The sequence below is a fragment of the Pararhodobacter zhoushanensis genome, assembly GCF_003990445.1.
In the GTDB taxonomy this organism is placed as follows: Bacteria; Pseudomonadota; Alphaproteobacteria; order Rhodobacterales; family Rhodobacteraceae; genus Pararhodobacter; species Pararhodobacter zhoushanensis.
Genome location: NZ_REEZ01000003.1, coordinates 511419 through 534554 on the forward strand (window position 1 = coordinate 511419; position 23136 = coordinate 534554).

At 65.7% G+C, this 23136-nt stretch carries 21 protein-coding genes; 10 read left to right on the top strand and 11 right to left on the bottom strand.

Annotated features, from left to right (window positions below):
• Positions 1-17: 17 nt before the first annotated feature.
• From EAE28_RS10620 to EAE28_RS10630, 3 genes are all read left to right on the top strand, one after another.
• Entirely contained in the window at positions 18-2810 is a 2793-nt protein-coding gene (locus tag EAE28_RS10620) for a [protein-PII] uridylyltransferase family protein (protein WP_246022329.1), read from the top strand.
• Between the two features lie 175 nt (positions 2811-2985).
• Positions 2986-3849 carry a LysR family transcriptional regulator gene (locus tag EAE28_RS10625; protein ID WP_127105926.1) on the top strand — a complete coding sequence of 288 codons (864 nt, stop codon included), beginning with the start codon at positions 2986-2988 and terminating at the stop codon, positions 3847-3849.
• A complete protein-coding gene (locus tag EAE28_RS10630) occupies positions 3846-4760 on the top strand; it encodes an alpha/beta hydrolase fold domain-containing protein (protein WP_127105928.1) in 915 nt (304 codons plus the stop codon). Before EAE28_RS10625 ends, EAE28_RS10630 begins: the two co-directional genes overlap by 4 nt.
• 56 nt (positions 4761-4816) lie before the next feature.
• Here the strand turns inward: EAE28_RS10630 and EAE28_RS10635 are convergent, their stop codons facing one another.
• The 6 genes from EAE28_RS10635 to EAE28_RS10655 all read right to left on the bottom strand — a co-directional run bounded on the left by EAE28_RS10635 (position 4817) and on the right by EAE28_RS10655 (position 10530).
• The gene (locus EAE28_RS10635; protein ID WP_127105930.1) at positions 4817-5383 is read right to left on the bottom strand and encodes a hypothetical protein; all 567 of its coding nucleotides are present in this window, start codon (positions 5381-5383) and stop codon (positions 4817-4819) included.
• A gap of 127 nt (positions 5384-5510) precedes the next feature.
• Positions 5511-5672: a hypothetical protein gene (locus tag EAE28_RS23730; RefSeq protein ID WP_164736608.1), complete on the bottom strand. Its 162-nt coding sequence runs from the start codon at positions 5670-5672 to the stop codon at positions 5511-5513.
• Entirely contained in the window at positions 5669-6781 is a 1113-nt protein-coding gene (locus EAE28_RS10640; RefSeq protein ID WP_127105932.1) for a YeeE/YedE thiosulfate transporter family protein, read from the bottom strand. The genes EAE28_RS23730 and EAE28_RS10640 overlap by 4 nt, the downstream gene beginning before the upstream one ends.
• Entirely contained in the window at positions 6781-7719 is a 939-nt protein-coding gene (locus tag EAE28_RS10645; RefSeq protein WP_127105934.1) for a sulfurtransferase, read from the bottom strand. The genes EAE28_RS10640 and EAE28_RS10645 overlap by 1 nt, the downstream gene beginning before the upstream one ends.
• 302 nt (positions 7720-8021) lie before the next feature.
• Positions 8022-9893, bottom strand: a complete 1872-nt coding sequence (locus tag EAE28_RS10650; protein WP_127105936.1) for a KpsE/RkpR family capsule polysaccharide export protein — start codon at positions 9891-9893, stop codon at positions 8022-8024.
• Complete coding sequence (locus tag EAE28_RS10655; protein WP_127105938.1) at positions 9871-10530, bottom strand: ABC transporter ATP-binding protein; 660 nt, start codon at positions 10528-10530, stop codon at positions 9871-9873. Before EAE28_RS10655 ends, EAE28_RS10650 begins: the two co-directional genes overlap by 23 nt.
• Before the next feature lie 258 nt (positions 10531-10788).
• Between EAE28_RS10655 and EAE28_RS10660 the strand changes: the two genes are divergently transcribed.
• The 4 genes from EAE28_RS10660 to rpsI all read left to right on the top strand — a co-directional run bounded on the left by EAE28_RS10660 (position 10789) and on the right by rpsI (position 13549).
• Positions 10789-11619 (top strand): SseB family protein, encoded by an 831-nt coding sequence (locus EAE28_RS10660; RefSeq protein WP_127105940.1) that lies wholly within the window; start codon positions 10789-10791, stop codon positions 11617-11619.
• 15 nt (positions 11620-11634) lie between these two features.
• Positions 11635-12414 carry a YiiX/YebB-like N1pC/P60 family cysteine hydrolase gene (locus EAE28_RS10665; protein WP_127105942.1) on the top strand — a complete coding sequence of 260 codons (780 nt, stop codon included), beginning with the start codon at positions 11635-11637 and terminating at the stop codon, positions 12412-12414.
• A gap of 149 nt (positions 12415-12563) precedes the next feature.
• Positions 12564-13028, top strand: a complete 465-nt coding sequence (gene rplM / locus EAE28_RS10670) for a 50S ribosomal protein L13 (RefSeq protein ID WP_127105944.1) — start codon at positions 12564-12566, stop codon at positions 13026-13028.
• Positions 13029-13030: 2 nt separating this feature from the next.
• Positions 13031-13549, top strand: a complete 519-nt coding sequence (gene rpsI, locus EAE28_RS10675) for a 30S ribosomal protein S9 (protein WP_127105946.1) — start codon at positions 13031-13033, stop codon at positions 13547-13549.
• 58 nt (positions 13550-13607) lie between these two features.
• Here the strand turns inward: rpsI and EAE28_RS10680 are convergent, their stop codons facing one another.
• Positions 13608-15098 carry a hypothetical protein gene (locus tag EAE28_RS10680; protein ID WP_127105948.1) on the bottom strand — a complete coding sequence of 497 codons (1491 nt, stop codon included), beginning with the start codon at positions 15096-15098 and terminating at the stop codon, positions 13608-13610.
• Positions 15099-15231: 133 nt separating this feature from the next.
• On the opposite strand from EAE28_RS10680, the gene EAE28_RS10685 reads away from it, so the two are divergent.
• A complete protein-coding gene (locus EAE28_RS10685; protein ID WP_127105950.1) occupies positions 15232-15852 on the top strand; it encodes an FMN-binding negative transcriptional regulator in 621 nt (206 codons plus the stop codon).
• Positions 15853-15960: 108 nt separating this feature from the next.
• The gene (gene purF / locus EAE28_RS10690) at positions 15961-17421 is read left to right on the top strand and encodes an amidophosphoribosyltransferase (RefSeq protein WP_127105952.1); all 1461 of its coding nucleotides are present in this window, start codon (positions 15961-15963) and stop codon (positions 17419-17421) included.
• A gap of 34 nt (positions 17422-17455) precedes the next feature.
• On the opposite strand, the gene EAE28_RS10695 is transcribed toward purF, so the two are convergent.
• The 4 genes from EAE28_RS10695 to EAE28_RS10710 all read right to left on the bottom strand — a co-directional run bounded on the left by EAE28_RS10695 (position 17456) and on the right by EAE28_RS10710 (position 20920).
• Positions 17456-17953, bottom strand: coding sequence for a hypothetical protein (locus tag EAE28_RS10695; RefSeq protein WP_127105954.1), 498 nt, complete (start codon positions 17951-17953; stop codon positions 17456-17458).
• A gap of 390 nt (positions 17954-18343) precedes the next feature.
• Entirely contained in the window at positions 18344-19441 is a 1098-nt protein-coding gene (ychF, locus tag EAE28_RS10700) for a redox-regulated ATPase YchF (RefSeq protein WP_127105956.1), read from the bottom strand.
• Between the two features lie 76 nt (positions 19442-19517).
• Positions 19518-19931: a CopD family protein gene (locus EAE28_RS10705; RefSeq protein WP_127105958.1), complete on the bottom strand. Its 414-nt coding sequence runs from the start codon at positions 19929-19931 to the stop codon at positions 19518-19520.
• Positions 19932-19972: 41 nt separating this feature from the next.
• A complete protein-coding gene (locus EAE28_RS10710) occupies positions 19973-20920 on the bottom strand; it encodes a glutaminase (RefSeq protein ID WP_127105960.1) in 948 nt (315 codons plus the stop codon).
• A 125-nt stretch (positions 20921-21045) separates the two neighbouring features.
• Here EAE28_RS10710 and trpA point away from each other — a divergent pair, with 125 nt between their 5' ends.
• Positions 21046-21837, top strand: a complete 792-nt coding sequence (trpA, locus tag EAE28_RS10715; RefSeq protein ID WP_127105962.1) for a tryptophan synthase subunit alpha — start codon at positions 21046-21048, stop codon at positions 21835-21837.
• Positions 21838-23136: the final 1299 nt, after the last annotated feature.

Below are 23136 nucleotides of genomic sequence, written 5' to 3' on the forward strand. Positions count from 1 at the left end.
ACCTCAGCCGCTGGCCGATGGCTAATCACGCTATGAATGATTTCGCGCACCGACTCACCCGCTCGCCCTTGCCCTTCGATCCCGCCGCCGGGCGCGATGCCGCCGAGAGCTTCGCCGATCTTGCGCCCGAGCTGCGCGGGCTGCTGGCGGGCGCGGCGGGGTGCAGCCCGTTTCTCAAGCAGATCATGGGGCAGGAACAGGACTGGCTGCGCGAAGCGCTCGCCACCTCGCCCGAGGCGGCGCTGAATGGCGCGCTGGGCGCACTGACCCCGGATGGACCCGCCGCCACCGGCTCTGCCCTGCGCCGCGCGAAACGGCGGGTGGGGCTGTTGGCGGCGCTGGCCGATCTGGGCGGCGTGTGGTCGCTGGAACAGGTGACCGGCGCACTCACCCGCCTTGCCGATACCGCCGTGCAGCGCGCGCTGGCCACGCATCTGGCCGAGGAGATCCGCCGTGGCAAGATCCCCGGCGCGGAACCCGGCGATGAGGAAAACGGCGCGGGCATGGTGGTTTTCGCCATGGGAAAGATGGGCGCAGGCGAGCTGAACTACTCGTCCGACATTGACCTGATCTGCCTCTTTGACGAGAGCCGCTTTGAGCCGGATACGTGGCACGAGGCGCGGCAGGCCTTCATCCGCGCCACGCGCAAGATGGCGGCGATGCTCAACGACCCGACGGGCGAGGGCTATGTGTTCCGCACCGATCTGCGCTTGCGGCCCGATGCCAGCGTGACGCCGGTCTGCATCTCGATGGAGGCGGCCGAACGGTATTACGAAAGCCTCGGGCGAACGTGGGAACGTGCCGCGTGGATCAAGGCACGGCCTTGCGCGGGCGATCTGATGGCGGGCGAGAAATTTCAGGAGGTGCTGCGGCCCTTCGTCTGGCGGCGGCATCTGGATTTCGCGTCGATTCAGGACGCGCATGAGATGATCCGCCGTATCCGCGAGCATAAGGGGCTGGCGGGCGCGCTGGTGCTCGATGGCCATAACCTGAAGCTGGGGCGGGGCGGTATCCGCGAGATCGAGTTCTTCACCCAGACCCGCCAGCTGATCGCCGGGGGCCGTGACACCGACCTTCGCCGCCGCGATACGGTCGGCGGGCTGGCGGCGCTGGCGCAAAAGGGCTGGGTGCCTGAGAACGTCGCGCAGGAGTTGACGACGCTCTACCGCGATCACCGGCAGCTGGAGCACCGGCTGCAGATGGTCCATGACACGCAGACGCAGATCCTGCCCAATACCCGCGAGAACTGGGACCGCATTGCCCGGTTCGAGGGCGAGGGAGACACCGACGCCTATCTGCGCGGTTTGCGCGGGCGGCTGGAACGGGTCGCGGCGCTGACCGAGGAGTTCTTCCAACCCGGCGAGGCCACGCCGCGCCCGGAACTCAGCGACCAGCAGCGCAACATCGTGCGCGGCTGGCGCTCGTATCCCGCCCTGCGCTCGGCCCGCGCGCAGGAGATCTTCACCCGGCTCGAGCCTGATATCCTGACGCGCCTGCTGCGTTCGGCCACGCCGGACGAGGCAATCGTCGGGTTTGACCATTTCTTGTCCGGCCTGCCTGCCGGGGTGCAGCTGTTTTCGCTGTTCGAGGCCAATCCGACGCTGATTGACCTGTTGATCGACATCCTGACCACCTCGTCCGTGCTCAGTCAGTATCTGGCGCGCAACGCAGGGGTCTTCGACGCGGTGATCGGTGGCGGGTTCTTTGCCGACTGGCCGGGGGCGGCAGCGCTGACGGCGGATCTGACCGCCAAGCTTGAGGCCGCCGGGGATTATGAGCGCAAGCTCGATGCGGCGCGGGTCTGGATGAAGGAATGGCATTTCCGCGTCGGGGTGCATCACCTGCGCGGACTGATCGACGCTGCCGAAGCGGGCGGCCAATACGCCGCGCTGGCCGATGCGGTTATCGCCGCTGTCTGGCCCGCCGTCACCGCCGATTTCGCCCGCAAACACGGGCCCAAGCCGGGGCGCGGGGCGGTGGTGCTGGGCATGGGGTCACTGGGGGCAGGGCGGCTCAATGCAGCGTCGGATCTGGACCTGATCGTGATCTATGACGCGGCGGGGCAGGAAGCCTCGGACGGACCGCGCCCGCTGGCGGCCCGGGCCTATTACGCCCGGCTGACACAGGCGCTGGTGACGGCGCTGTCGGCACCGATGGCGCAGGGGCAGCTGTACGAGGTCGACATGCGGTTGCGGCCTTCGGGGCGGCAGGGGCCGGTGGCGACCTCGCTGGAGGCGTTCAAGACCTATCAGCAGACCGAGGCCTGGACCTGGGAACACCTCGCCCTGACCCGCGCGCGGCGGGTGGCGGGGTCGATTGACCTGGCTGACGAGGTTGAGGCGTTCCGCGTCGCGCTGCTGGCGCAGAAGGCGGGCGGGGCGGGCGTGGCCAAGGATGTCGCCGACATGCGCGGACGGCTGAAAGCCGCCAAGCCGGGTCAGGGCGCGCTGGAGGCCAAGGACGGGCCGGGACGGCTGCAGGATATCGAGCTGCTGGCGCAGATGCTGGCCCTGCAGGCCGCGTCCCCGGCGCGCCGGGTCGAGGCGCAGATCGCGGCGGGCAAACGCGCGGGGCTGATCGCGGGTGACGCGGCAGAGGCGCTGTTGGCGGGCTACCGGCTGCTCTGGCGCGTACAATGCTGCCTGCGGCTGCTGGCGGAACGCATCACCGATCCCGAGGCGCTGGGCGAAGGGGCGTGCGGGTTCCTGCTGCGCGAGACCGGGGCGGAGACGATTGAGGCGCTGCTGGAGCGGCTGGGTGCGGCGACGGAGGCGGCCTCGGGGGTGATCGACGCGGTGCTGGAGAGGTAGCGGCGGCGCTCGCCCCCATCGAGGGGGCTCGCGCCGCGCGGGGGGCGCTGCCCCCCACCGGGCCGTTCCGGCCCGCCCCCCGGGATATTTGAGGCATAAAGTTGGGTCGACAGGGTGGCGGTAAGGCGGGCATGCCCCCTTGGCGCGGCGGGCTGGCGGGCATAGCCTTGGGCGCATGCAACCCGAGCAGATCGACACTTTTCTGGACCTGTGTGAAACGCGCAGCTTTCACCGCTCTGCCGAGCGGCTGGGGGTGACGCAATCGACGGTGTCGGGCCGCATTGCCGCGCTGGAGCGCGCGCTGGGCGTGTCGGTGCTGCGCCGCTCGCGGGCGGGGTGCGAGCTGACCACCGAAGGCCTGCGGTTCGAGCCGCATGCGCGCGCATTGCGCCACGCGATGGTCGAGGCGCGCGCGGCGGCGCGCGGTGCTGGCGGGCAAGCGATGACGCTGCGGCTGGGTCTGCAGAACGACCTTGCCGCCGAAGACCCGGCGCGCTGGATTGCGCGCTTGCGGGCGCTGTTGCCGCAGGCCGCGTTCTATATCGAGGCCGATTACTCCGCGCAGATGTGTCGCGATGTGCAGGGCGGCGGCCTGGATCTGGCGTTGATCTTCACGCCGCAGCCCTCGCCCGACATCCATTTTGAGACGCTGGGCGAGTTGTCCTACCGCATGGTCGCGCCGCCCGAGGCGGGCTTGATCCGGCTGGATCAGGTGACGCCCGAGCGGTACGCGCTGGCCAACCTCTCGCCGGCCTTTACCCGCAGCCATGATGCGCTTCTGCCGCATCTGGCGGCACCTGAGCTCGCCGCCGGGCAGGGCGCAACCGTGCGCGGGATGATCCTGTCGCTGGGCGTGGCGGGCTATCAGGAAGACCGCGTCGCCCGGCGGCTGGCCGAACGCGGGACGGCGCAGCTGGTGGCCGACGCGCCGGTCTTGACCCAGCCGATCTATGCCGCGATCCATTACCGCAACCGACACCGTGCCGTCTGGCGCAAGCTGATTGCGACATTACGTGATACCCTTGGAGAGACCCCATGAAACCCCTCACCAACTACAGCTGGCTGCCCGCCGACATCCGCGCCTTCATCGACAAGACGCTGGCTGCCTATCCCGCCGATGCCGTTGAGGCCTCGATTGCCCAGCAACGCGACTATTACAATGCGATGTGCGCCGAGTTTGATCAGCCGCATCCGGCGGGCCTGACCGCTGAGGATGTGCGCATCGCCGGTGTCTCATGCCGCCGTTACACACCGTTGGTGGCGCGACCCGGCGTGACGGGGATCTATTTTCACGGTGGCGGCTTTGTCGTCGGCGGGCTGGAAAGCCATGACGCCATCGTGGCCGAACTGGCCGAGCAGGCGCAGCTGGTGATGATCGCCGTCGATTACCGGCTGGTGCCGGAACACATCCACCCCGCCGCCTATGACGATTGTCTGGCCGTGGTCGATGCGGTCAAGGGGCCCAAGGTGCTGGCGGGCGACAGCGCGGGCGGGACTTTGGCGGCCTCGGTTAGCGCGGCGCGGCCCGGCGATGTTGCGGGGCAGGTGCTGATTTATCCGGGGCTCGGTGGCGACAAGTCCATGCCCAGCTTCACCCGCCACGCCCATGCGCCGATGCTGACGGCGGCTGAATGCGAATTCTATGAGACGGTGCGCTATGGCGGCACGGTGCCGGTGGGGGATGTGACCGCGCGGCCGATGGATGCCGAGGAATACGGCGATCTGCCGCCAACCGCGATCTTCACCGCCGAGGCCGATCCGCTGGCCTCAAGCGGTGTGGAATACGCCGCGCGGCTGGCCGAAGCGGGTGTCGCCGTGTCGCTGGTCGAGGAGCCGGGCATGGTTCACGGCTATCTGCGCGCGCGGCATATGGCCAAGGGCGCGCGGGAGTCGTTCACGCGCATCGCCAAGGAACTGCGCGCGCTGGCCGGGCAGGCAGTCGAGGGCTGAGCGCAGGAAAAAAAGGGGCCCCGCTCGGGGCCCCTTGCATCGGTATCGCGGGTCGCTCAGTAGCGAACGATGGTCTCGAAGGTCTCGGGCAGAACCATGTCGGGGTTCAGGATCTCGACCAGCGGGAAGGTGAAAGCGGCCGACGTGCCGTCATCCGAAATCGTACCGTTCGACGAGACAACTTCTTGCCCCGCGATGCGGATGGTGAAGGTGTGACCTTCGAGCATCGGGCGCATCATCGCCGACATCTGCGGGTCCGCGCGCATTTCAGCCGATTGCGCGGTCATGTCGCCCAGCGGGAAGACCACGCGCACGGTGCCGTCGCCAAGATCGGTCGCGGTCGGGGTGGGTTCGCCCGGCTCGCCCTGGAACACCTCGGCGAAGGTGCCGCTGCTCAGCACATCGCAGCGCGCCTCGGTTTCGGTCAGGGTCAGCGTGCCGCCCTCATCGGCCGGGCAGAAGGCTTCGCCGCCGCCCATCATGTCCAACATCTGCCGCTGGACGGTCATGTTGCCGCTCACCGTGGCGCTGTCCGCGCCGTCGATGGTCGCGGTCATGTCGACGTCAATACAACCCGACAGGGCCAGAGCCCCGACCAGAGCGGCAGCTTTTATCATGCGCATTGAAAACTCCCTAAGCGAAATGATCGGCACCAGACTAGCCTTGGGGGCTAGCTGGTGCCAGTGACAATACGTCGGTGGAAAGGGCCCTACGGTTCAAATGGGCGTTCTCTTGCCGGTTGAGTCCGCGTCAGTTGGCCGTGCAATGCGCCCCGGTCGGGGCAGCACCCGATCCCAGCGCGATGGCGGCGGGGAAGCGGAAGGGCTCGGGCAGACCTTGGGCAGCGGCGTCCCACAGGACGAGCGCGGCGACGGCAGCCAGCGCGAGCGAAGCGACAACGGGGCGGGTCATGCGGCCACCGCCTGACGCGCCGGGATCAGCACGAAGGGACGCAGTTTGAGCCCCAGCGCCGAGCCGATGAAGGCTGCCACGAACCACGCCCAGCCATGCAGCGAGCCGGTCGAGATCCCCGAGAAGAATGCGCCGACGTTGCAGCCAAAGGCCATCCGGCTGGAGTAGCCCAGCACGATGCCTGCGATCAGCACCAGCACCCAGCCTTGCGGGGCCAGCGGCGCGGCGGGCGCGCCGGGGGCCTTGCGCCAGCGCATGACCAGAAACGCGCCCAGGATCAGGCCGATGTCGGTGAGCGAGGTCACATCGGTCAGAATGCTGGCATCCAGCCGTGCGGCATTGGCCGGGGCGGCCCAGAACGCGGTAGTGCTCAGATCAACACCCAGCCCGCTGGCGATTTTCGCACCCCACAGGCCCAGACCATAGACGATGCCCCACGTCTGGCCAGCAACGACCAGATTGGCGATGGCCAGCGCGGCCAGCAGCGCTGCGGCCAGCAGCAGACGCGCCGGGGGACGGCGTTTGCCCGGCGCGGCGCGCAGGCCGAACCCCACGGCCAGCACGGCAAGGCCCGCCAGCGTCAGCCACAGCCCGCCGATGCCACCGGCCATGGACTGCGCCGAGATCAGCGGCAATTGCCCGAGGCTGGCCCAGAAACCGGCGTTCAGCGTGCCCAGAAACGCACCGGCGACAAAGCCGACCAGCGCGACAAGCCCGACCATGTTGCCCGAGCCTGCGTTCACCAGAGTGCCCGAACCGCAGCCCATCACCAGCTGCATCGCTGCGCCAAAGATGAAGGCGCCCAGCACCATGCCGATGCCGATCGGGGCATGGGCAGGGGACAGTTCCAGCGGATTGGCTGCCAGCAGGGGGAAGGCAACCGCCGCCGTCAGCGCGATGGCGAGGAATTGCGCGATCAGCCCGCGCGCATCGCGGTCGACGACCATCATCCGCCACGGCCCGGCGAAGCCGAAGCGCAGCCCTTCAAGCGTCAGGCCAAAGCCGATGCCGATGGCCATCAAAAGCCCGGCACGCGGCCCCGCCGCCAAAGCCGCGCCGCCCACCAGCAGGAGGGCGAACACGACCAGTCCAATCCGTTTCAAATTCATCAGAAGAGGTCCGCAATCCAGTTGGTCGACGCACGCCACGCGTATTGCAGACGGTTGGGCGCGTGGTCAAGCGGACGCTCGCCGTCGGCGTATTCGGCCATGCTCTCGGCATAGAGGCGCACGTCGTTGTAGCCAGCAACCTCGCTCAGGGCGAACCAGTTGATCGCGGCCCAGTGGCCGGTGTTGCAGAAGCTCACCGTGGTGGTGTCATCGGTGAAACCGGTCTCGGACGCGATGCGGCGGATATCCTCGGCGCCGACCAGACGGCTGCCGTCGAAGAAGTCGGAATACTCAAGGCTTTCGGCCCCGTGCACCGTGCCGGGGGCGGCGACCGACCAGGTCAGGCCGTCAAAGAAACCCTCGGGGCGGGCGTCGAGCAGGGTGGCGCTGCCACTGGCCGAGGCGGCGGCAACCTCTTCGGTGGTGGCGCGCCAGTCGTTGTGCCATTCGCCCTCATAGTCGGACGGGAAGAACGACACATCGGCGGTCTCGGTCGGCAGACCGGCTGCAGTCCAGGCGGCAAGGCCGCCGTTGAGCAGCGCCAGATCTTCGATCCCCATCGAGCGCAGGGTCCAGTAGACCCGCGCCGCAGCACCCATGTCGGTGGCATCGCGGCCCGCGTGGACCACGACGACCGGCGTGTCGGTGTCGATGCCCAGTTCCTGCACCACGGTGGTCAGGTGGCCCAGATCGCGCAGCGCGCCGGGGTTGGGCATATCTGAGCGCCACGAGGCATAGGGCGACCAGCCCGAGCCGGGGATATGGCCTTCAGCGTATTCGCCGGTGATCTGCACGACACGGATGTCGTCGCCGTATTCGTCCAGCAGCGTGTTCAGCTGCGCGGGCTCCATCAGGCGGCTCCAGCCTTCGGGGGTGGCGAAGGCGGCGATGGGGGCAAGGGTGGTCACAAGGGCCGTAGCCAGAGCGAAGCGGTTCATGAGCGCGTCTCCGTCAATAAATGCAGTGTTACCGCGCGATGTGGCACCACGGGGTCAAGCTGGCAAGGGGAGGGCCCCGGCAGTGACGGCGCGGGGCCGGATCATCTGTCTACGCAGGCGGGGGCGGGCGGAACAGGCGTTCTGCTGTGTGACGGAACGGGGAATGCTGTTGTGGGGCTGGGGCGCGCGCGGCGGTTTTAGGTCTTATTGCCCATGCGCAACGGTGCGCTGAAGCGCACCCTACCCAGAAGGGTTGCGCCCGCGCCAGGAAGGGTAGGGTGCGCTTCAGCGCACCCTGGGGGTCACCCGGTGACCTGTTCGCGCAGAATGGCCGAGGTCATCGAGACCATCAGGTAAATCCCGGCAAAGATCAAAAACGCCAGCGCCGTGTTTTCGAACGCGCGCGGATAGGTTGCCTCATCCGGCGCAATCGGACTAACGCCCGGCGACAGATACCGCACCTGACGGTTCGCTTCGATGCGCGCGCCTTCCAGCTGCTGCATGGCCTGCGCCAGCAGCATCTGCCGGGTGGCCACATCGCTTTCCGCCATCGTCTGCTCGCGTTGGAGCTGGGCGATCGACTGCGTGCCGTCGCTGCCCTGCGTCAGGCTGGCGCGCAGCGTGGCGATCTGGCGTTCCAGCGTTGCCACGCGCCGCTCGGCCTGCTCCAGCCGGGCCGGGTTCGGGCGGGCATTGGCGCGCAGGTCGGACAGGCTGAGCCGCTCCTGATTGAGCAGGCTGTCAAGGTTGCTGATCTGTTGGGTCAGCAGCGAGACTTCGACCTCGGACGAGAGCATCTGATAGCTCTCTTGCAGGTCCAGCACGCGTTGCTGTGCCTCGCGCATCCGCTGCTCGGCCATCTGCACGCTTTCCTGCGCGTCGGCCATCTGGCTGTCGCGCACGCGCTGGGTCAGCTGATCGACCATCTGCTCGGCATAGGACACCAGCGCTCGGGCAAAGCGTTCGCTGGTTTGCGGATCGGCGGCGATCACCTCCATGCGGATGATCCCCTCCGTCGGGTCATAGCTGACCCGCACCATGTCCTGATACAGCCGGTACGCGGCTTCGTCGGTCGTATCGGGTGCCAGGCGGCGCAGCGGGTCAATCAGATCCTGCTGGAAATAGGCCTTGAACCCTTCTTCTTCGTTGAGCCTTCGCATGGCGTCGCGCGATTGCAGATAGCTCTGCACGGTGACAGAATCCGACAGCGAGGCCCCACCCCCGCCGCCCATGAGCGACGCCAGACCACCGCCACCGCCGCCCGACTGGCCATCGACCTGCTGGATGACGAATTCGGATTTCGTGGCGTAGAGCGGCGTGGCGATCATGTAGAAATACCACGCGGCAACCAGCGTCGGCAGCAGCACAAAGACCGAAAGCCGCGCCGCCAGCAGCGCCATGCGGCGGCGGCGGCGGCGGGCGATGTCCTTCTGGATAAGCGAGATTTCCAGCTTGCGCTGGGCGTCCGGGGCCGGGGCGTCGATCTTGGCGGGGGGCGAGGGTTGGCGGTAGGCCTTGGGCAGCTTGGGCTGCTCGGTCGTGGTCAGCGCGTGGCTTTTCGAGCCCTCTTCCTTGATCAGTTCCATCAGCGTCGAGCGCTCGAACGGGTCGATGCCCTGCTGGCGCAGCTGGCGCACAGCGTCGATGCCCGAGGTCGCCTTGATCCCGTTGCGCTGGGCGACGCGCATCGCCATTCGCAGCTGACGACCGCTCAGTTCCTCGTCCCGGGGGGCGCCATTTTCGCCCTGCGCACCGGCAGCTTTCTCAGGCGTTTCGCGCTTTGCCGTTTCAGCAGACGGCTTGCCCTCTTCAAAAAGCGCGTCGTTGGGTGTCGGGGCCGACCCCGTCCGCGCAGCTTGCGGCGGCGTCGCGGCGGGACGGGCTGTTGGCTGTTGTCCTGCGGCGACTGGTTGCGCCGGGGGCCGCGCGGGAGCGGCGGGCTGCGTGGGGGCAGCCTGTGCAGGGGCAGCCTGTGCAGCGGCGGGTTGAGGCGCGGCAGGGCGGGCCGGGGCTTGCCCCCCGCCTTGCGTGGCCGGTGCCGCAGCCGTGGGCTGCGCTGTCCGCGTGGGCGTCGGGCTCTCGGCACGTTGCGGCGCGACGCTGGTGCGCAGCGCGCCCGCCGTGTCGTCGCCCAGCTTGAGCCGGAATCGCCTAGCTTTGGGTTTCGTAGTCATAGAGCGCTTTTGCTTCTTCCAACGTGTCGTAGAAATTGAGCTGGCCGTCCCGCAGGACCGCCGCCGATTTGCAGTATTTCTCCAGCGTCTCGGCCTGGTGCGAGACGATCAGAACGGTGGCTTGCTCCAGCCGTTCCTTCAAGATTGCGCCGGCGCGGCGGTTGAAGGCGACGTCGGTGGTGGCAGGCATCCCCTCATCCACCAGATACAGGTCGAATTCGATCGCCAGCATCAGCGAAAAGGCAAAGCGCGACCGCATGCCCTGACTGTAGGTGCCGACCGCCATGTCGAAGTAATCACCGATATCGCAAATCCAGCGGCAGAAGGCCTCAACCTCGTCGGGGTCGAGCTGATACAGCCGGGCGATATAGCGGGCGTTTTCCGTGGCGGTGTGGCGCGAGTTGATGCCGCCCATGAACCCAAGCGGAAAGGAAACGCGGCAATTGCGGGTGATCTGGCCTTCATCGGGCTTTTCCAGCCCGGCCATCATGTTGATCAGCGTTGTCTTGCCCGAGCCGTTCGGCGCCAGAATGCCCACCGAATGACCCAGCTCGATACGAAATGACGCTTCATGCAGGATCACCTTGCGGGTTTTCCCGGTCCAGAAGGATTTGCTGACGTTGTAGAACTCCAGCATTGCGCGTGCCTCGACTGCCTGCCCGGATTGGTAAGGCCCCAAGGTGTCTGTGTAACGGACAGGGCTCAACAGGCTTTTCTTGCGGCCGAGTAAGAGGCCGGGATCTGGGCCTTATTATGACGTAATTGGGCAAAAGACGGTAGTGAAAACTGCGTGTTCCCCGGTGTCACCGGGGAATGCGGGGTTTACTTTGAGCGTGTAAGCGCTGAAATCCGCCGGGACCGGCACGCCCGCCGCCACGACAAGGCCACAGACCCCATGACTGATACCGACCTGCCGCAGACCGATCTGGACGCCGCCCTGCAACAGCTGGCCGCAGCAGCGGAGGACAGCGCGACCGAGACCACCGCGCGGCTGGCCTTTCATGCCGAGCTGAGCCGGGCCGAGATCTTTGTGCTGCTCACCGAAGAGATTGCCGGCGGTGCGATGATGCCCAAGGTCTTTGAGCTGTCCGATGTCCGCGCCGTGCTGGCGTTTGACAGCGAGTTGCGGCTGGCGGGCTTCGCCGGCGAGGCAGCGGCTTACGCTGCGCTGCCGGGGCGGGTGCTGGTGGCGATGCTGGCCGAGGCGGGCGAGGGGCTGTCGCTGATGCTGAACGCCGACGCGCCCCATGCCGCGCTGATGTCGCCTGAATCGATCGACTGGCTGTCGGCCACACTGTCCGGCCCTGCACCCAGCGAAGGGCAGGCGGTGCCCGAAGGCTTCGCGCCGCCCAACCTGCCCGACGCGATGCGTCTGCCGCTGGTCGCGGCGCTGGAGCGGCGTCTGTCGGGCACGCCGGGTCTTGCGCAGACCGTGCTGGCCGGGGTGCAGTGGCAGGGCGGCGCGCGCGGGCATGTACTGGCGCTGGCCGGCCTGCCTGACGCCGATCAGCCCGCCGTTGCCCGGGCCGTGGCCGAGGCACTGGCGCTGTCGGGGCTGGAGGCGGGTTCGCTGGACGTGGTCTTCCCGCCCGAGCGGGCGATGGCCGCGATTGCCGCCGTCGGCCTGACGCTGTCACCCGCACCCTATGCGATGCCAGATGAGCAGGTGGTGACGCCCGGCGGCAATCCGGGGATGGACCCCAGCCGTCCGCCCAAGCTGCGCTGATCCGGGAGGCGGGGGATGTTTGAGCGTCTTGGTCATTTTCTGGGCCGGTTTCTGGAACGCGACCAGCCAAGCGATCAGCCGGTCATCTCTCAGGATGCAGCGGCTCTGGCTGCATCAATCCGCGTGGGCGATGTGCTGCTTGTTGAGGGCCGGGCGCGGATCTCGACAGCGATCAAGTACCTGACGCAAAGCACCTGGTCGCACGCAGCGCTGTGTGTGCGCGATCTGACCTCGGGTGAGGGGCGGGTCGAGCTGGTCGAGGTGACGCTGCAAGAGGGCTGCCACCGGGTGCCGCTGTCCAAGTACACGCTCTATAACACCCGCCTGTGCCGTGCTGCCGGCCTGTCGGTTGAGGAACGCCAGACTGTCGCCGATTTCCTTAGCGCACGGATCGGCATCACCTATGACACCCGCAATGTGATCGACCTTGCCCGCTATCTTTTCCCCACGCCGCCGGTTCCGGTACGCTGGCGGCGGCCTTTGTTGTCGCTGGGATCGGGCGATCCGACGCGGGCGATCTGCTCGTCGCTGATCGCGCAGGCGTTCCAGTCGGTGGAATACCCGGTGCTGCCCAAGATCGAGATGTTGCGCTCGCCGACCGGGCGGCCGCTGGGCGCGGTCTGGCATCACCGGCATGCCTCGCTCATCGTGCCGCGGGACTTTGACCTGTCGCCGTATTTCGCCGTGGTCAAGCCGACGCTGCACCGGGGATTCGATCACCACCGGATTCCCTGGGCCGAGAATGACGCGGACGGGGCGCACGAACGGGTTTCACAGGGCAAAATCGTGGGGTAAAATAATACCTATTTCGCAAAGCATTGTTTTTGCTTTGTAAATACGGAAACCAGCCTCTTGACCTGCCCCCGCAATCCGCTAGAACACGGCCATCCGGCGCCGGGATCTTCCCCGGGGTCGAATCCCCTTCTCTCTTTCAGGGCTGGACCATGAAAACCTACACCGCAAAACCGGCGGAGATCGACAAGAAGTGGATCCTGATCGACGCTGAAGGCGTCGTTCTGGGCCGCCTCGCGACGATCGTTGCCTCCATCCTGCGCGGCAAAAACAAGCCGACGTTCACGCCGCACATGGATATGGGCGACAACGTGATCATCATCAACGCCGACAAGGTGCAGATGACCGGCAACAAGCGCGCCGACAAACGCTACTACTGGCACACCGGCCACCCGGGCGGGATCAAGTTCCGCACGGCGGAGCAAGTGCTGGAAAGCGCCCACCCCGAGCGTGTTGTGATCAAGGCCGTCGAGCGCATGATTTCGCGCAACAGCCTTGGCCGTCAGCAGATGACCAACCTGCGCGTCTATGCCGGTGCCGAGCATCCGCATGAGGCACAGCAGCCGACCGTCCTCGACGTCGCGTCGATGAACCCGAAGAACACCCGGAGCGCTTGATCATGGCCGATGAGATCAAATCCCTCGACGCGTTGAAAGACGCCGTCGCCGGTGCTGCCGCTTCCTCGGCCGCTGTCGCGTATGACGCTGACGGTGCCGAAGCTGCCGCCCCCCGTACCCCGCAGCGCGACTCGCTGGGCCGCGCCTATGCCACCGGCAAACGCAAAGACGCCATTGCGCGCGTCTGGATCAAGCCGGGCTCGGGCAAAGTTGTCGTCAACGGCAAAGACATCAACGCGTATTTCGCGCGTCCGGTTCTTCAGATGATCCTGAAGCAGCCGTTCGAGATCACCAACACCGTCGGCCAGTTCGATGTGTTCGCGACCGTGGTCGGTGGTGGTCTGTCGGGTCAGTCGGGCGCTGTGAAACACGGCGTGTCGAAAGCTCTGCAGCTGTACGATCCCAGCCTGCGCGCTGTGCTGAAAGCCGCTGGCTTCCTGACCCGCGACAGCCGCGTTGTGGAACGCAAGAAATACGGCAAGCGCAAAGCACGCCGCAGCTTCCAGTTCTCCAAGCGCTGATTGCTGGTTACAGTTTGGAAAACGCGGTCCCTCGGGGCCGCGTTTTTCGTTGGGCGGTTTACTCGTGCCAATACGTCCAAGGCGGCTGGCGCAGCCCGCGCAGCGCATAGCGCAGCTCATCAGTGTCATTCGCGGCGGCGCTGTGCGCACAGGCGTCTGACAAGGCGGGCAGGGGGCTGCGGGTGAAGAGCCGCAGCGTGTATTGCCGCGCCCAGACCAGTTCGCATTGCTCGGTCATGCCGGTTTCGGCGACATAGGCCCACAGGGCCGCATGGCGATCGGGCAGATCGCGCACCCCCTCAGCCGTTGCAAAGAACGCGACCACATCGGGGGCATAGGCCTGCACGACCGCCAGGGTCAGCCCCTCACGCGCGACCAGATGGCTGGTCAGGCCAATCGTATCCAGCGCGCGGATATCCGCATGAAAGGCCGCCGCTCCGGCATCGCCCAGGGCGAAGCTGGCAACCTCGCCCTGTGCCGAGAGGGCGTTCAGTGCGCGGCCCAGGGCGACATGACTGTCCAGCAGGCGGGGGTAATAGTTGGCGATCCCAAGGTGATCGCCAAGGCTGCGCGTATGGAGGCCGAACGCGGCCAGATAGACCGCCACCCCTAGCGTAAGCCAGCCGCGCCGGGCCTGCGCCACCGGCGCGCGCGACACCGCCCAGCCCAGATACAATGCCATCGGCAGCACGATCTGGAACACAAAGCGTTGCAGGTAGTTCATCAGCAGGTCTGACGACGCATAGCTATAGCCGACCGCACCGAAATAGAACAACAAGGCCAGCCCGGTACGCCGGTTGCCCCAGACCAGCAACGCCAGCGCAGGCAGGACATAGGGCAGGATGCGCAGCGCCTGTGCCGGGTCGAACCCTTCGCCGGACTTGATGAAATAGGTGTTGGGCAGGGCCTCGCCGAAGTACCACAGATGAAAGCCGAAATACCCCGCCGCCATTAACCCCAGTGCCGCGCCGTGTCGCAGTACCACGGCGCGCGCGGGCCGGGTTGTCAGCAACATCAGGGGGTAAAGGCCGAACAGCAACCATGCCTCGGGCCGGGTCAATACCAACAGCAGCACGCAGAGCAGGGCCTGCGTCCATTTGCGCTGCTCGGCGTAGATGAAGAACAGCGCCAGCGTCCCGCCGTAAAGCCAGGTCTCCAACCCCGAAACCGCATGCGCGATGCTGGCCGGGATGGCCAGACTGAGCACCAGCACAAAGGCCATGCGCGCTTTCTCACCGGCCTCGCGCAGCAACAGCGCGCCGATGCCCGCCAGTGTGAGCAGCGAGATCAGTTTGAAACTGAGCACCATGTCCCAGCCCATCGCCGCGGGCAGAATCGAGAGCGCGGCGAAGACCGGATTTGTGTAGGCCTGCGTCAGATCGAACCCATCGGGGTTATACGCCCAGATCCCGTGCGCGATCAGGTTCTGGCCATAGCGCCAGGTGATGAAGGCATCATCAACGGTGAACCGGGCAAAGATCCACAGATTGGCCAGCACGACCAACGACAGTAGGGCAGTGACAACGATCAGGGGGCGGGGAGGGGTCACGCGGGCATATCTCGATGGCTCGGGCAGGGGCGGCCACGATAGGGACGGCCCGCCGCGCTGTCCAGAATGGCCGCTTGGCGCTTTCGCTTGGAACAGGCGGCGGCTAACGTGGCGCAGGGCCTGAGAGGATCGTATGTACACGCCAGCGCATTTCACCGAATCCGACGCCGCTGAAATCGAGCGCCTGATGCACGACAACCCGCTGGCTGTTCTGGTCACGCAGACGGCGGCGGGGCTGGATGCCAACCATCTGCCGCTGATGCGGGATGGTAAGGGGTTTGTGGGCCATGTCGCGCTGGCCAACCCGCTGCACGAGGTGCTGGCGGACGGCGCCGAGGTGCTGGCGATCTTTCGCGCCGGGGACGGCTATGTCAGCCCCAACTGGTATCCGTCCAAGGCCGAGACGCACATGGCTGTGCCCACGTGGAATTATCAGGTCGTGCATGTCCACGCGACGCTCAGCTGGTCGCATGCCGAAAAGGACAAGCGCCGCGCCGTGGCGCTTTTGACGGCAAAGCACGAGAAAGCCACCAACGGCGCGCAGGCGTGGAAGATGGGCGATGCGCCGGGCGCGTTTCTGGCCGACCTGCTGGGCAAGATCGTCGCCTTTCATCTGACCGTCACGCGGATCGACGCCAAGTCCAAACTGAACCAGAACCGCAGCGCTGCCGATATCGCGGGTGTGGCGGGCGCGTTTGAGGCGCGGGGCAACGGCCCGCTCGCCGATCAGATGCGCCGCGCGCTCAACACCTGAGCATCCGTCACACCGCCGTCGCAAAAGGCTGTAACGGCCCCGCTTGGCTCTTGCCCCCGAAGGGCCAAGCGCCTAAAGGGTGCGCAACGCAGCAATGGGGACCCAACCATGCAGCCTTGGCTCAGCCATCCCTTTGACGATGACAAGCTGACAGAAGAATGCGGCGTCTTCGGAGCCGTGAATGTTCAGGACGCCGCCAATTTTGTCGCCCTAGGCCTGCACGCGCTGCAGCACCGGGGACAAGAGGCGGGCGGCATCATCACCCACAGTGCCGACCGCGGCTTTCAGTCTGCCCACCGCTTCGGACTGGTGCGCGACAACTTCACCTCGGCCAAGCTGATGGAAACGCTGCCGGGTTCGATCGGTATCGGCCATGTGCGCTATTCCACGGCGGGCTCGAAGGGCAACACCGCGATCCGCGACGTGCAGCCGTTCTTTGGCGAATTCTCGATGGGCGGTGCTGCGATTGCGCACAACGGCAACATCACCAACGCCGAGGCGATCCGCAAGGAACTGATCGAGCGCGGTTCGATCTTCCAGTCGTCCAGCGATTCGGAATGCATCATCCACCTGATGGCGCGCTCGATCCAGCGCACGCATGCCGAACGCCTGAAAGATGCGCTGCGGCGTTGCGAGGGGGCCTTCTCGGTCATCGCCATGACCCGCACCAAACTGATTGGCGTGCGCGACAAGCTGGGCGTCCGCCCGCTGGTGCTGGGCAAGATCGGCGACGGCTTTGCGCTGGCCTCGGAAACCTGCGCGCTCGACATCATCGGTGCCGAGTTCCTGCGTGAGATCGAGCCGGGCGAGATGGTGGTCATCGACCACAAGGGCGTCGTGTCCTCGCGTCCGTTCGAGCGCACCTCGCCGCGCTTCTGCATCTTCGAGCAGGTCTATTTCTCACGCCCCGATTCGATTATCGGCGGGCGCTCGGTCTATGAAACCCGCCGCCAGATCGGTGTGGAACTGGCCCGCGAAGCCCCGGTCGAGGCCGATCTGGTCTGCCCTGTGCCCGATTCGGGCACCCCGGCGGCCATCGGCTACAGTCAGGAATCGGGCATCCCCTTTGCGATGGGGATCATCCGCAACCAGTATATGGGCCGCACGTTCATCGAGCCCTCCGAGCAGATCCGCAACATGGGCGTGCGCCTGAAGCTCAACGTGAACCGCGCGTTGATCAAGGGCAAGCGCGTGGTGCTGGTCGACGATTCGGTGGTGCGCGGCACGACCAGCCTGAAGATCAAGGAAATGATCCTTGAGGCCGGCGCGGCCGAGGTCCATTTTCGCATCGCCTCGCCCCCGACGATGTGGCCGTGCTTCTACGGCGTCGATACGCCGGAACGCTCCAAGCTGCTGGCGGCCCGGATGAGCGAAGAGGAAATGCGCGCCTTCATAGGTGTCGAAAGCCTGAAGTTCATCTCGCTCGACGGTCTCTACCGCGCGGCGGGAGAGGCTGAGGGGCGCTCGAAATCGACGCCGCAGTTCTGTGATGCCTGCTTCTCGGGCGAGTATCCGGTCGAACCCTCGGACATGATCGCCCGCGGCTTTGAACTGAAAGCGGCCGAGTAAGGGCAGGGGCCGCGCGGCGGCCCCGGTCCAGCGCTCAGCGCCGATCGATCACATTACCCTGCGCATCGACGTACCAACAGAAGCTGGCGGTGAAGGGCGCCGTGCGGCTATTTGCGCGCGCGAAGTAGCAAATCGCGACGTTGTTGCGAAGGCGGGTCACGAAATAGGTGGCCTGAGATTGCTGATTACCGTCATTGACCGTGGGCGTACTTGGCGTCCGGAAAGGGACACCGTCCGCCGAAGTCGGGATGAACTCGCGCCGGCCGTTGGTCTGCATCCAGGCCACGAAAACGCCAGCCGGTTCGTTCTGGGGGGCGCACAGCAGCATTGCATACCCTCGCCAACCTTCGATCTGGCCAACGGTGCGCGAGATTGTGGTGATCGTGTTCCCGCAATAGGCGTTGTTCAGCGCCGCTTCGATCTGCGCTTCGGGGATCGCCGGAAAGCGGGCTGGCGTCTGGGCAAGGGCGGGTGAGGCCGCATACAAGGCTGCGCAGAGCGCGAAAAGCGCGCGGGTCGGATGTGGGAACATGGGAACCTCCTGCAGGCGGCGTGCGAAATCTATGAGGGTGCACAACTTCAGGGGTAGCAGTCAGGTGCGTGTGCAACAACGCCAAAACCCGACCCGACCATGTGGGTTGACGTGAGGTCTGGTATGCGGAGTCCCCGACGATCGGCAACGCCAAGCGCCAGCGAGGCGCGGCGCTCGCCCCCATTGAGGGGCCTCGCGCCGCGCGGGGCCAGCCCCGCGCCCCGTTCAAGGGGGACGCACGCGCCCCCCTTGAAAATCCCCCCGTGGATATTTGCAGACAGAAAATGAACAGGGTTAAAGAACCCTTATCATCTGTCCTTAAATATCCTGGGGGGTGAATTGGCCGTCAGGCCAAGAGGGGGGCAAGGCCCCCCTGCCTGTTTTTCTGGATCAGGCGTTGAACAGGAAGTGCAGGACGTCGCCGTCCTTGACCTCATAGGTCTTGCCCTCGACCCGGAACTTGCCCGCCTCCTTCGCGCCGCTCTCGCCCTTGTGGGCGATGTAATCGGCGTAGGCGATGGTTTCCGAGCGGATGAAGCCCTTCTCGAAGTCGCCATGGATCACCCCTGCCGCCCCCGGGGCCAGCGTGCCTTTGGTGATCGTCCAGGCGCGGGCCTCTTTCGGGCCGACGGTGAAATAGGTTTGCAGGCCAAGCAGCTCGTAGCCCGCGCGGATCAGGCGGTCGAGGCCGGCCTCTTCCAGACCCATCTCGTCCAGAAACATCTCGGCTTCTTCGCCGTCCAATTGGCTGATCTCTTCCTCGATCTTGGCCGAAATGACCACGATCCCGGCGCCTTGCTCCTGTGCCATCTTGGCGACGCGCTCGGTCTGCGAGTTCCCCGTCGCTGCCGCGCTTTCCTCGACGTTGCACACAAAGAGCACGGGCTTGGAGGTCAGCAGCTGCAACAGCCGCCAGGCGCGGGCGTCATCGGCGGCGACGCTCACGCTGCGGGCCGGGCGGCCCGCTTCCAGCGCGGCTTGTGCGACGGCGAGCAGGCGGTCCTGATCGGCGGCGTCCTTGTCGTTGCCCTTGATCTTGCGCGCAAGGTTGGTGCGGCGGCGCTCGATGCTTTCCAGATCGGCGAGCATCAGCTCGGTCTCGATGGTCTCGGCATCGGCGACCGGGTCGATCCGGCCTTCGACATGGGTGATGTCGCCGTCTTCAAAGCAGCGCAGCACATGGGCGATGGAATCGCATTCGCGGATATTGGCGAGGAACTGGTTGCCCAGACCCTCGCCCTTGGACGCGCCGCGCACCAGACCGGCGATATCGACAAAGGTCATCCGCGTCGGGATGATCGCTTTGGACCCGGCAATCGCCGCCAGCTTGTCGAGCCGGTCATCGGGCACAGCAACCTCGCCCACATTGGGCTCGATCGTGCAGAAGGGGAAGTTGGCAGCCTGCGCCGCCGCCGTTCTGGTCAGTGCATTGAACAGGGTCGACTTGCCGACATTCGGCAGACCCACGATGCCCATCTTGAAACCCATCTCTCACCCTCCGGCGTCCTGTATCGGCTGCGCTTCTAGGGCCTGAGGCGTCGGGCGGCAAGCCCGCGTTGACGGGTCAGAAGGGTTTGACCACCACGACCCACAGGATCGCAATGACACCGATGACGCTGACCTCGTTGAAGATGCGCAAAAACAGGTCGCTTTCACGGAACTCGCCGCGTTTGGCCCGCATCACCATCATCCCGGTATAGACGTAGTGCGCGGCCAGCAGGGCCACCAGCGTGATCTTCAGATGCGTCCAGGGCGCGAAGCTCCACAGCCACCACGCCATCCACAGCCCGGTGATCAGCGCGATCACCCCCAGCCCGGCGGAAAAGCGGTACAGGCGGATCGTCAGATCGCCCAGCGGCCCAAAGGCCCCCAGCTGCGCCCATTCACGCTTCCAGTAGATCAGCGCGCGCGGCACGGCGAAGATGGAGGTCATCCAGCCCATGACGCAGAGAATATGTATGATTTTGACCCAGTCCATGCGCCTTGGATGCCCCCGCGCGCGGCTGGATGCAAGGGGGCTCAGCGCGCGGCGAAGACCGACCAGCCGGTACGCCGGGCGAGACGCTCCAGCGCGCGCGAGGCCAGTTGCGAGTTGCCGATGGTGTTAAGCCCCGGCGACCAGCAGCCGATGGAAGCCCGCCCTGGCGCGACGGCAAGGATGCCGCCGCCGACTCCGCTTTTACCCGGCAGGCCGACACGAAAGGCGAAGTCGCCCGAGCCGTCGTAATGCCCGCAGGTCAGCATCAGCGCGTTGATCTGACGCGCCATCCGGGCCGAGACCGCGCGCCGCCCGTCGGGGGCCAGTCGTCCGTCAAAGGCCAGAAACCGCCCGGCCATCGCCAGCTGGCGCACGCTCATCGCAATCGCACAGTGATGGAAGTAGACGCCCAGCACCTTGTCGGGCTGGCCGGTGACGATGCCATAGCTGCGCATGAAATTCGCCAACGCGACATTGCGAAAGCCGCTCTGCTTTTCCGAGCGGGCCACGGCGGGGTCGATCGCGACGTCGTCGTCGCCCGCCAGAAAACGGATGAAGCGCAGGATTTCGCCAAGCGCTTCCTTGGGGGCATAGTGAGACAGGATGGCGTCGGTCACCGCGATGGCCCCGGCGTTGATGAAGGGATTGCGCGGGCGTCCGCGCTCGTGTTCCAGCTGCACGATGGAGTTGAACGGATCGCCCGACGGCTCACGCCCCACCCGCTCCCAGACCGCGTTGCCGTGCCGTCCGAGCGCCAGTGCCAGCGTGAACACTTTGGACACGCTCTGAATAGAAAAGGGCACGCCGGTATCGCCCGCAGCGATCAGCTGGCCATCCGCCGTCGCCACCGCCAGCCCGAACTGGTCGGGCCGCACGCCTGCGAGTTGCGGGATATAGTCGGCGACCACGCCGCGGTCGGTCTCGGCCGCCATTTCGGCAGCGATTTCGGCGACGATCCGGTGCAGGTCGGGGCGGGTGGGCGTTGACATGCTGGCCTCATACGCGAGGGGCGGTGTCGTTTCCATGGGCTTTCGCGCGGTGCGGGGCGTGCTGACCCCTTGATTTCCGCCGCCCGCCCGTGCAAGCCCTCAGACGTTCAAGGACGGGGACCGCTATGACCAGGATCGACGACACCTTTGCCCGCCTGCGCGCCGAGAAGCGCAAGGCATTCGTGGCTTACATGATGGGCGGCGACCCGGACACCGAGACCTCGCTCAAGGTGATGCAGGGCCTGCCCGGCGCGGGCGTGGATATCATCGAGCTGGGCATGCCCTTTACCGATCCGATGGCCGATGGCTCGACGATCCAGCTGGCCGGTCAGCGCGCGCTGGATGGCGGCATGACGATGGACAAGGTTCTGGACATGGTCCGCGCCTTCCGGGCCGGGGATGCGACGACGCCGATCGTGCTGATGGGCTACTACAACCCGATCTATGCGCGCGGTGTAGACCGGTTTCTGGCCGACGCGGTCCTCGCTGGCATCGACGGGCTGATCGTGGTCGACCTTCCGCCCGAGGAAGACAGCGAGCTGTGCCTGCCTGCGCAGGCGGCGGGGATGAACTTCATCCGGCTGGCGACACCGACGACCGACGACAAGCGGCTGCCCAAGGTGCTGCAGAACACGTCCGGGTTTGTCTATTACGTCTCGGTCACCGGGACCACCGGGGCGGCGGCGGCGCAGGCGGGCGATGTCGCGCCCGAGGTTGCCCGCATCAAGGCGGCGACGGATCTGCCGGTGATCGTAGGCTTCGGCATCTCGACGCCCGAGACCGCCCAGAGCATCGCCTCGGTCGCGGATGGCTGCGTGGTCGGCTCGGCGATCGTGAAAGAGATCGGGGCGGGGAAATCGGCGGCCGAGGTGCTGGCTTTCGTCGCCACGCTGGCGGAGGGCGCCCACCGGGGGTGAGCGTCCCGTGTCCCATGATGGGACAGGGTGGCGGGGTGTGTCAGATCAAGGGGTTAGGTGGGGGCGTTAAGGTTTTGGTAGGGGTGTCCCCCGGGGTGGTCTGCATCGTTGATGCGGGAGATAAAGTCTGGCGGAATTGGTCTTGCACTGTCTGTTTGGACGGGAAGCGGGCTTTCTCTGTAAGCGCTAAGCTGAACAATGCTTTGGGCAAAGCAGACCTCAGCCGACGTCATCACGAAAGCATCTCGGCATGATGAGCAAAAGCGCAGCAGGGTTTTAACCGATGCTGCGCTTGAGATGTATGTCAAGAGATGGGCACGATGGCCGCAAAGTAGGTTAGCGGTTAAAATGTCACCTGGTAAAAGTTGTTTTACCGACTGAAATCCAATCCCCTGCTAACCTGAAACCATCACCAAACTACGGCATGACATGCTGGGTTCTCCTGCGACCCGCAACATCGGTCAGCGACGTATGTGGCGGGACGCAGGCCAGCCACAAACATCGGCAATACGGCAGGCGGTCCTTACCCTCTCCAAAACGGTAGGAGTATCCCCGAGCCGATCGAAACAATGCCGATCCCAGTTCTCGGGGTCTAGTGCCTGCGTCTCCGGGGGCATATTCCAATTCGTAACCGCACAATCGCTCATTCCGACATTATATCGCACGATGGCGGCGTCGATATAGGCATTGCACTGCTGAAAGGTAAAAAGACCATCGGAACACATGGTGCTCTGTGCAGCCATAGGGTTTGCGGGAAACACAGCAATGGAGACGAGGAGAGCGAGAGATAAGGTTTTCATGGAAAACTCCGGTGGGAGAAAGGACATAAGAGAATGAGCTGCCGACCTACTTTGGGCCCAAGCCCAAAGGGAAAACGGCCCATCACTCAAGGCATCAATGGACGAAAGCAAAAGGAGAAATCCCGGTTCGGGTTTCTGAAGACACTGCCATCCTAGCCCCTCTTATCATCGGGGCGGCAGTGCGCATGAGTGCTTGCTCTGACCAAGCGTAGGCCTGGGGCAGGGCTTGTGTCAACGAAGCTGCTGCCCAGTGGGAATTGTGAGTGCCCGCTTTTGCACGTTTGCGTCGAACAGCCCCTGTGCCGAATGACCGACGTTCAACCCGCCGATAGGCTGGTGATTACGCCAATGACCGCTCTGACGAGGCCGCGCCGCGGACCTCCGTCGACAAGTTTCGTTCTGGGCCGGGAGCGCCGCCCGGACCTAGGTTCCAGACTCATTGATTTTCAAAGCCAGAAGAGAACGGTCGCAGCGAGGGCGATGGCCGAGAGGAACACCT

Bases quoted from the DNA above. Each gene is read 5' to 3' on its own strand.
- EAE28_RS10650 (WP_127105936.1), bottom strand. From the start codon at position 9,893: ATGACTACGAAACCCAAAGCTAGGCGATTCCGGCTCAAGCTGGGCGAC.
- EAE28_RS23730 (WP_164736608.1), bottom strand. From the start codon at position 5,672: ATGACCCGCCCCGTTGTCGCTTCGCTCGCGCTGGCTGCCGTCGCCGCG.
- EAE28_RS10705 (WP_127105958.1), bottom strand. From the start codon at position 19,931: ATGGACTGGGTCAAAATCATACATATTCTCTGCGTCATGGGCTGGATG.
- EAE28_RS10660 (WP_127105940.1), top strand. From the start codon at position 10,789: ATGACTGATACCGACCTGCCGCAGACCGATCTGGACGCCGCCCTGCAA.
- EAE28_RS10620 (WP_246022329.1), top strand. From the start codon at position 18: ATGGCTAATCACGCTATGAATGATTTCGCGCACCGACTCACCCGCTCG.
- EAE28_RS10635 (WP_127105930.1), bottom strand. From the start codon at position 5,383: ATGCGCATGATAAAAGCTGCCGCTCTGGTCGGGGCTCTGGCCCTGTCG.
- rplM (WP_127105944.1), top strand. From the start codon at position 12,564: ATGAAAACCTACACCGCAAAACCGGCGGAGATCGACAAGAAGTGGATC.
- purF (WP_127105952.1), top strand. From the start codon at position 15,961: ATGCAGCCTTGGCTCAGCCATCCCTTTGACGATGACAAGCTGACAGAA.
- EAE28_RS10695 (WP_127105954.1), bottom strand. From the start codon at position 17,953: ATGTTCCCACATCCGACCCGCGCGCTTTTCGCGCTCTGCGCAGCCTTG.
- ychF (WP_127105956.1), bottom strand. From the start codon at position 19,441: ATGGGTTTCAAGATGGGCATCGTGGGTCTGCCGAATGTCGGCAAGTCG.
- EAE28_RS10640 (WP_127105932.1), bottom strand. From the start codon at position 6,781: ATGAATTTGAAACGGATTGGACTGGTCGTGTTCGCCCTCCTGCTGGTG.
- EAE28_RS10685 (WP_127105950.1), top strand. From the start codon at position 15,232: ATGTACACGCCAGCGCATTTCACCGAATCCGACGCCGCTGAAATCGAG.
- EAE28_RS10665 (WP_127105942.1), top strand. From the start codon at position 11,635: ATGTTTGAGCGTCTTGGTCATTTTCTGGGCCGGTTTCTGGAACGCGAC.
- EAE28_RS10630 (WP_127105928.1), top strand. From the start codon at position 3,846: ATGAAACCCCTCACCAACTACAGCTGGCTGCCCGCCGACATCCGCGCC.
- rpsI (WP_127105946.1), top strand. From the start codon at position 13,031: ATGGCCGATGAGATCAAATCCCTCGACGCGTTGAAAGACGCCGTCGCC.
- EAE28_RS10625 (WP_127105926.1), top strand. From the start codon at position 2,986: ATGCAACCCGAGCAGATCGACACTTTTCTGGACCTGTGTGAAACGCGC.
- trpA (WP_127105962.1), top strand. From the start codon at position 21,046: ATGACCAGGATCGACGACACCTTTGCCCGCCTGCGCGCCGAGAAGCGC.
- EAE28_RS10710 (WP_127105960.1), bottom strand. From the start codon at position 20,920: ATGTCAACGCCCACCCGCCCCGACCTGCACCGGATCGTCGCCGAAATC.
- EAE28_RS10655 (WP_127105938.1), bottom strand. From the start codon at position 10,530: ATGCTGGAGTTCTACAACGTCAGCAAATCCTTCTGGACCGGGAAAACC.
- EAE28_RS10645 (WP_127105934.1), bottom strand. From the start codon at position 7,719: ATGAACCGCTTCGCTCTGGCTACGGCCCTTGTGACCACCCTTGCCCCC.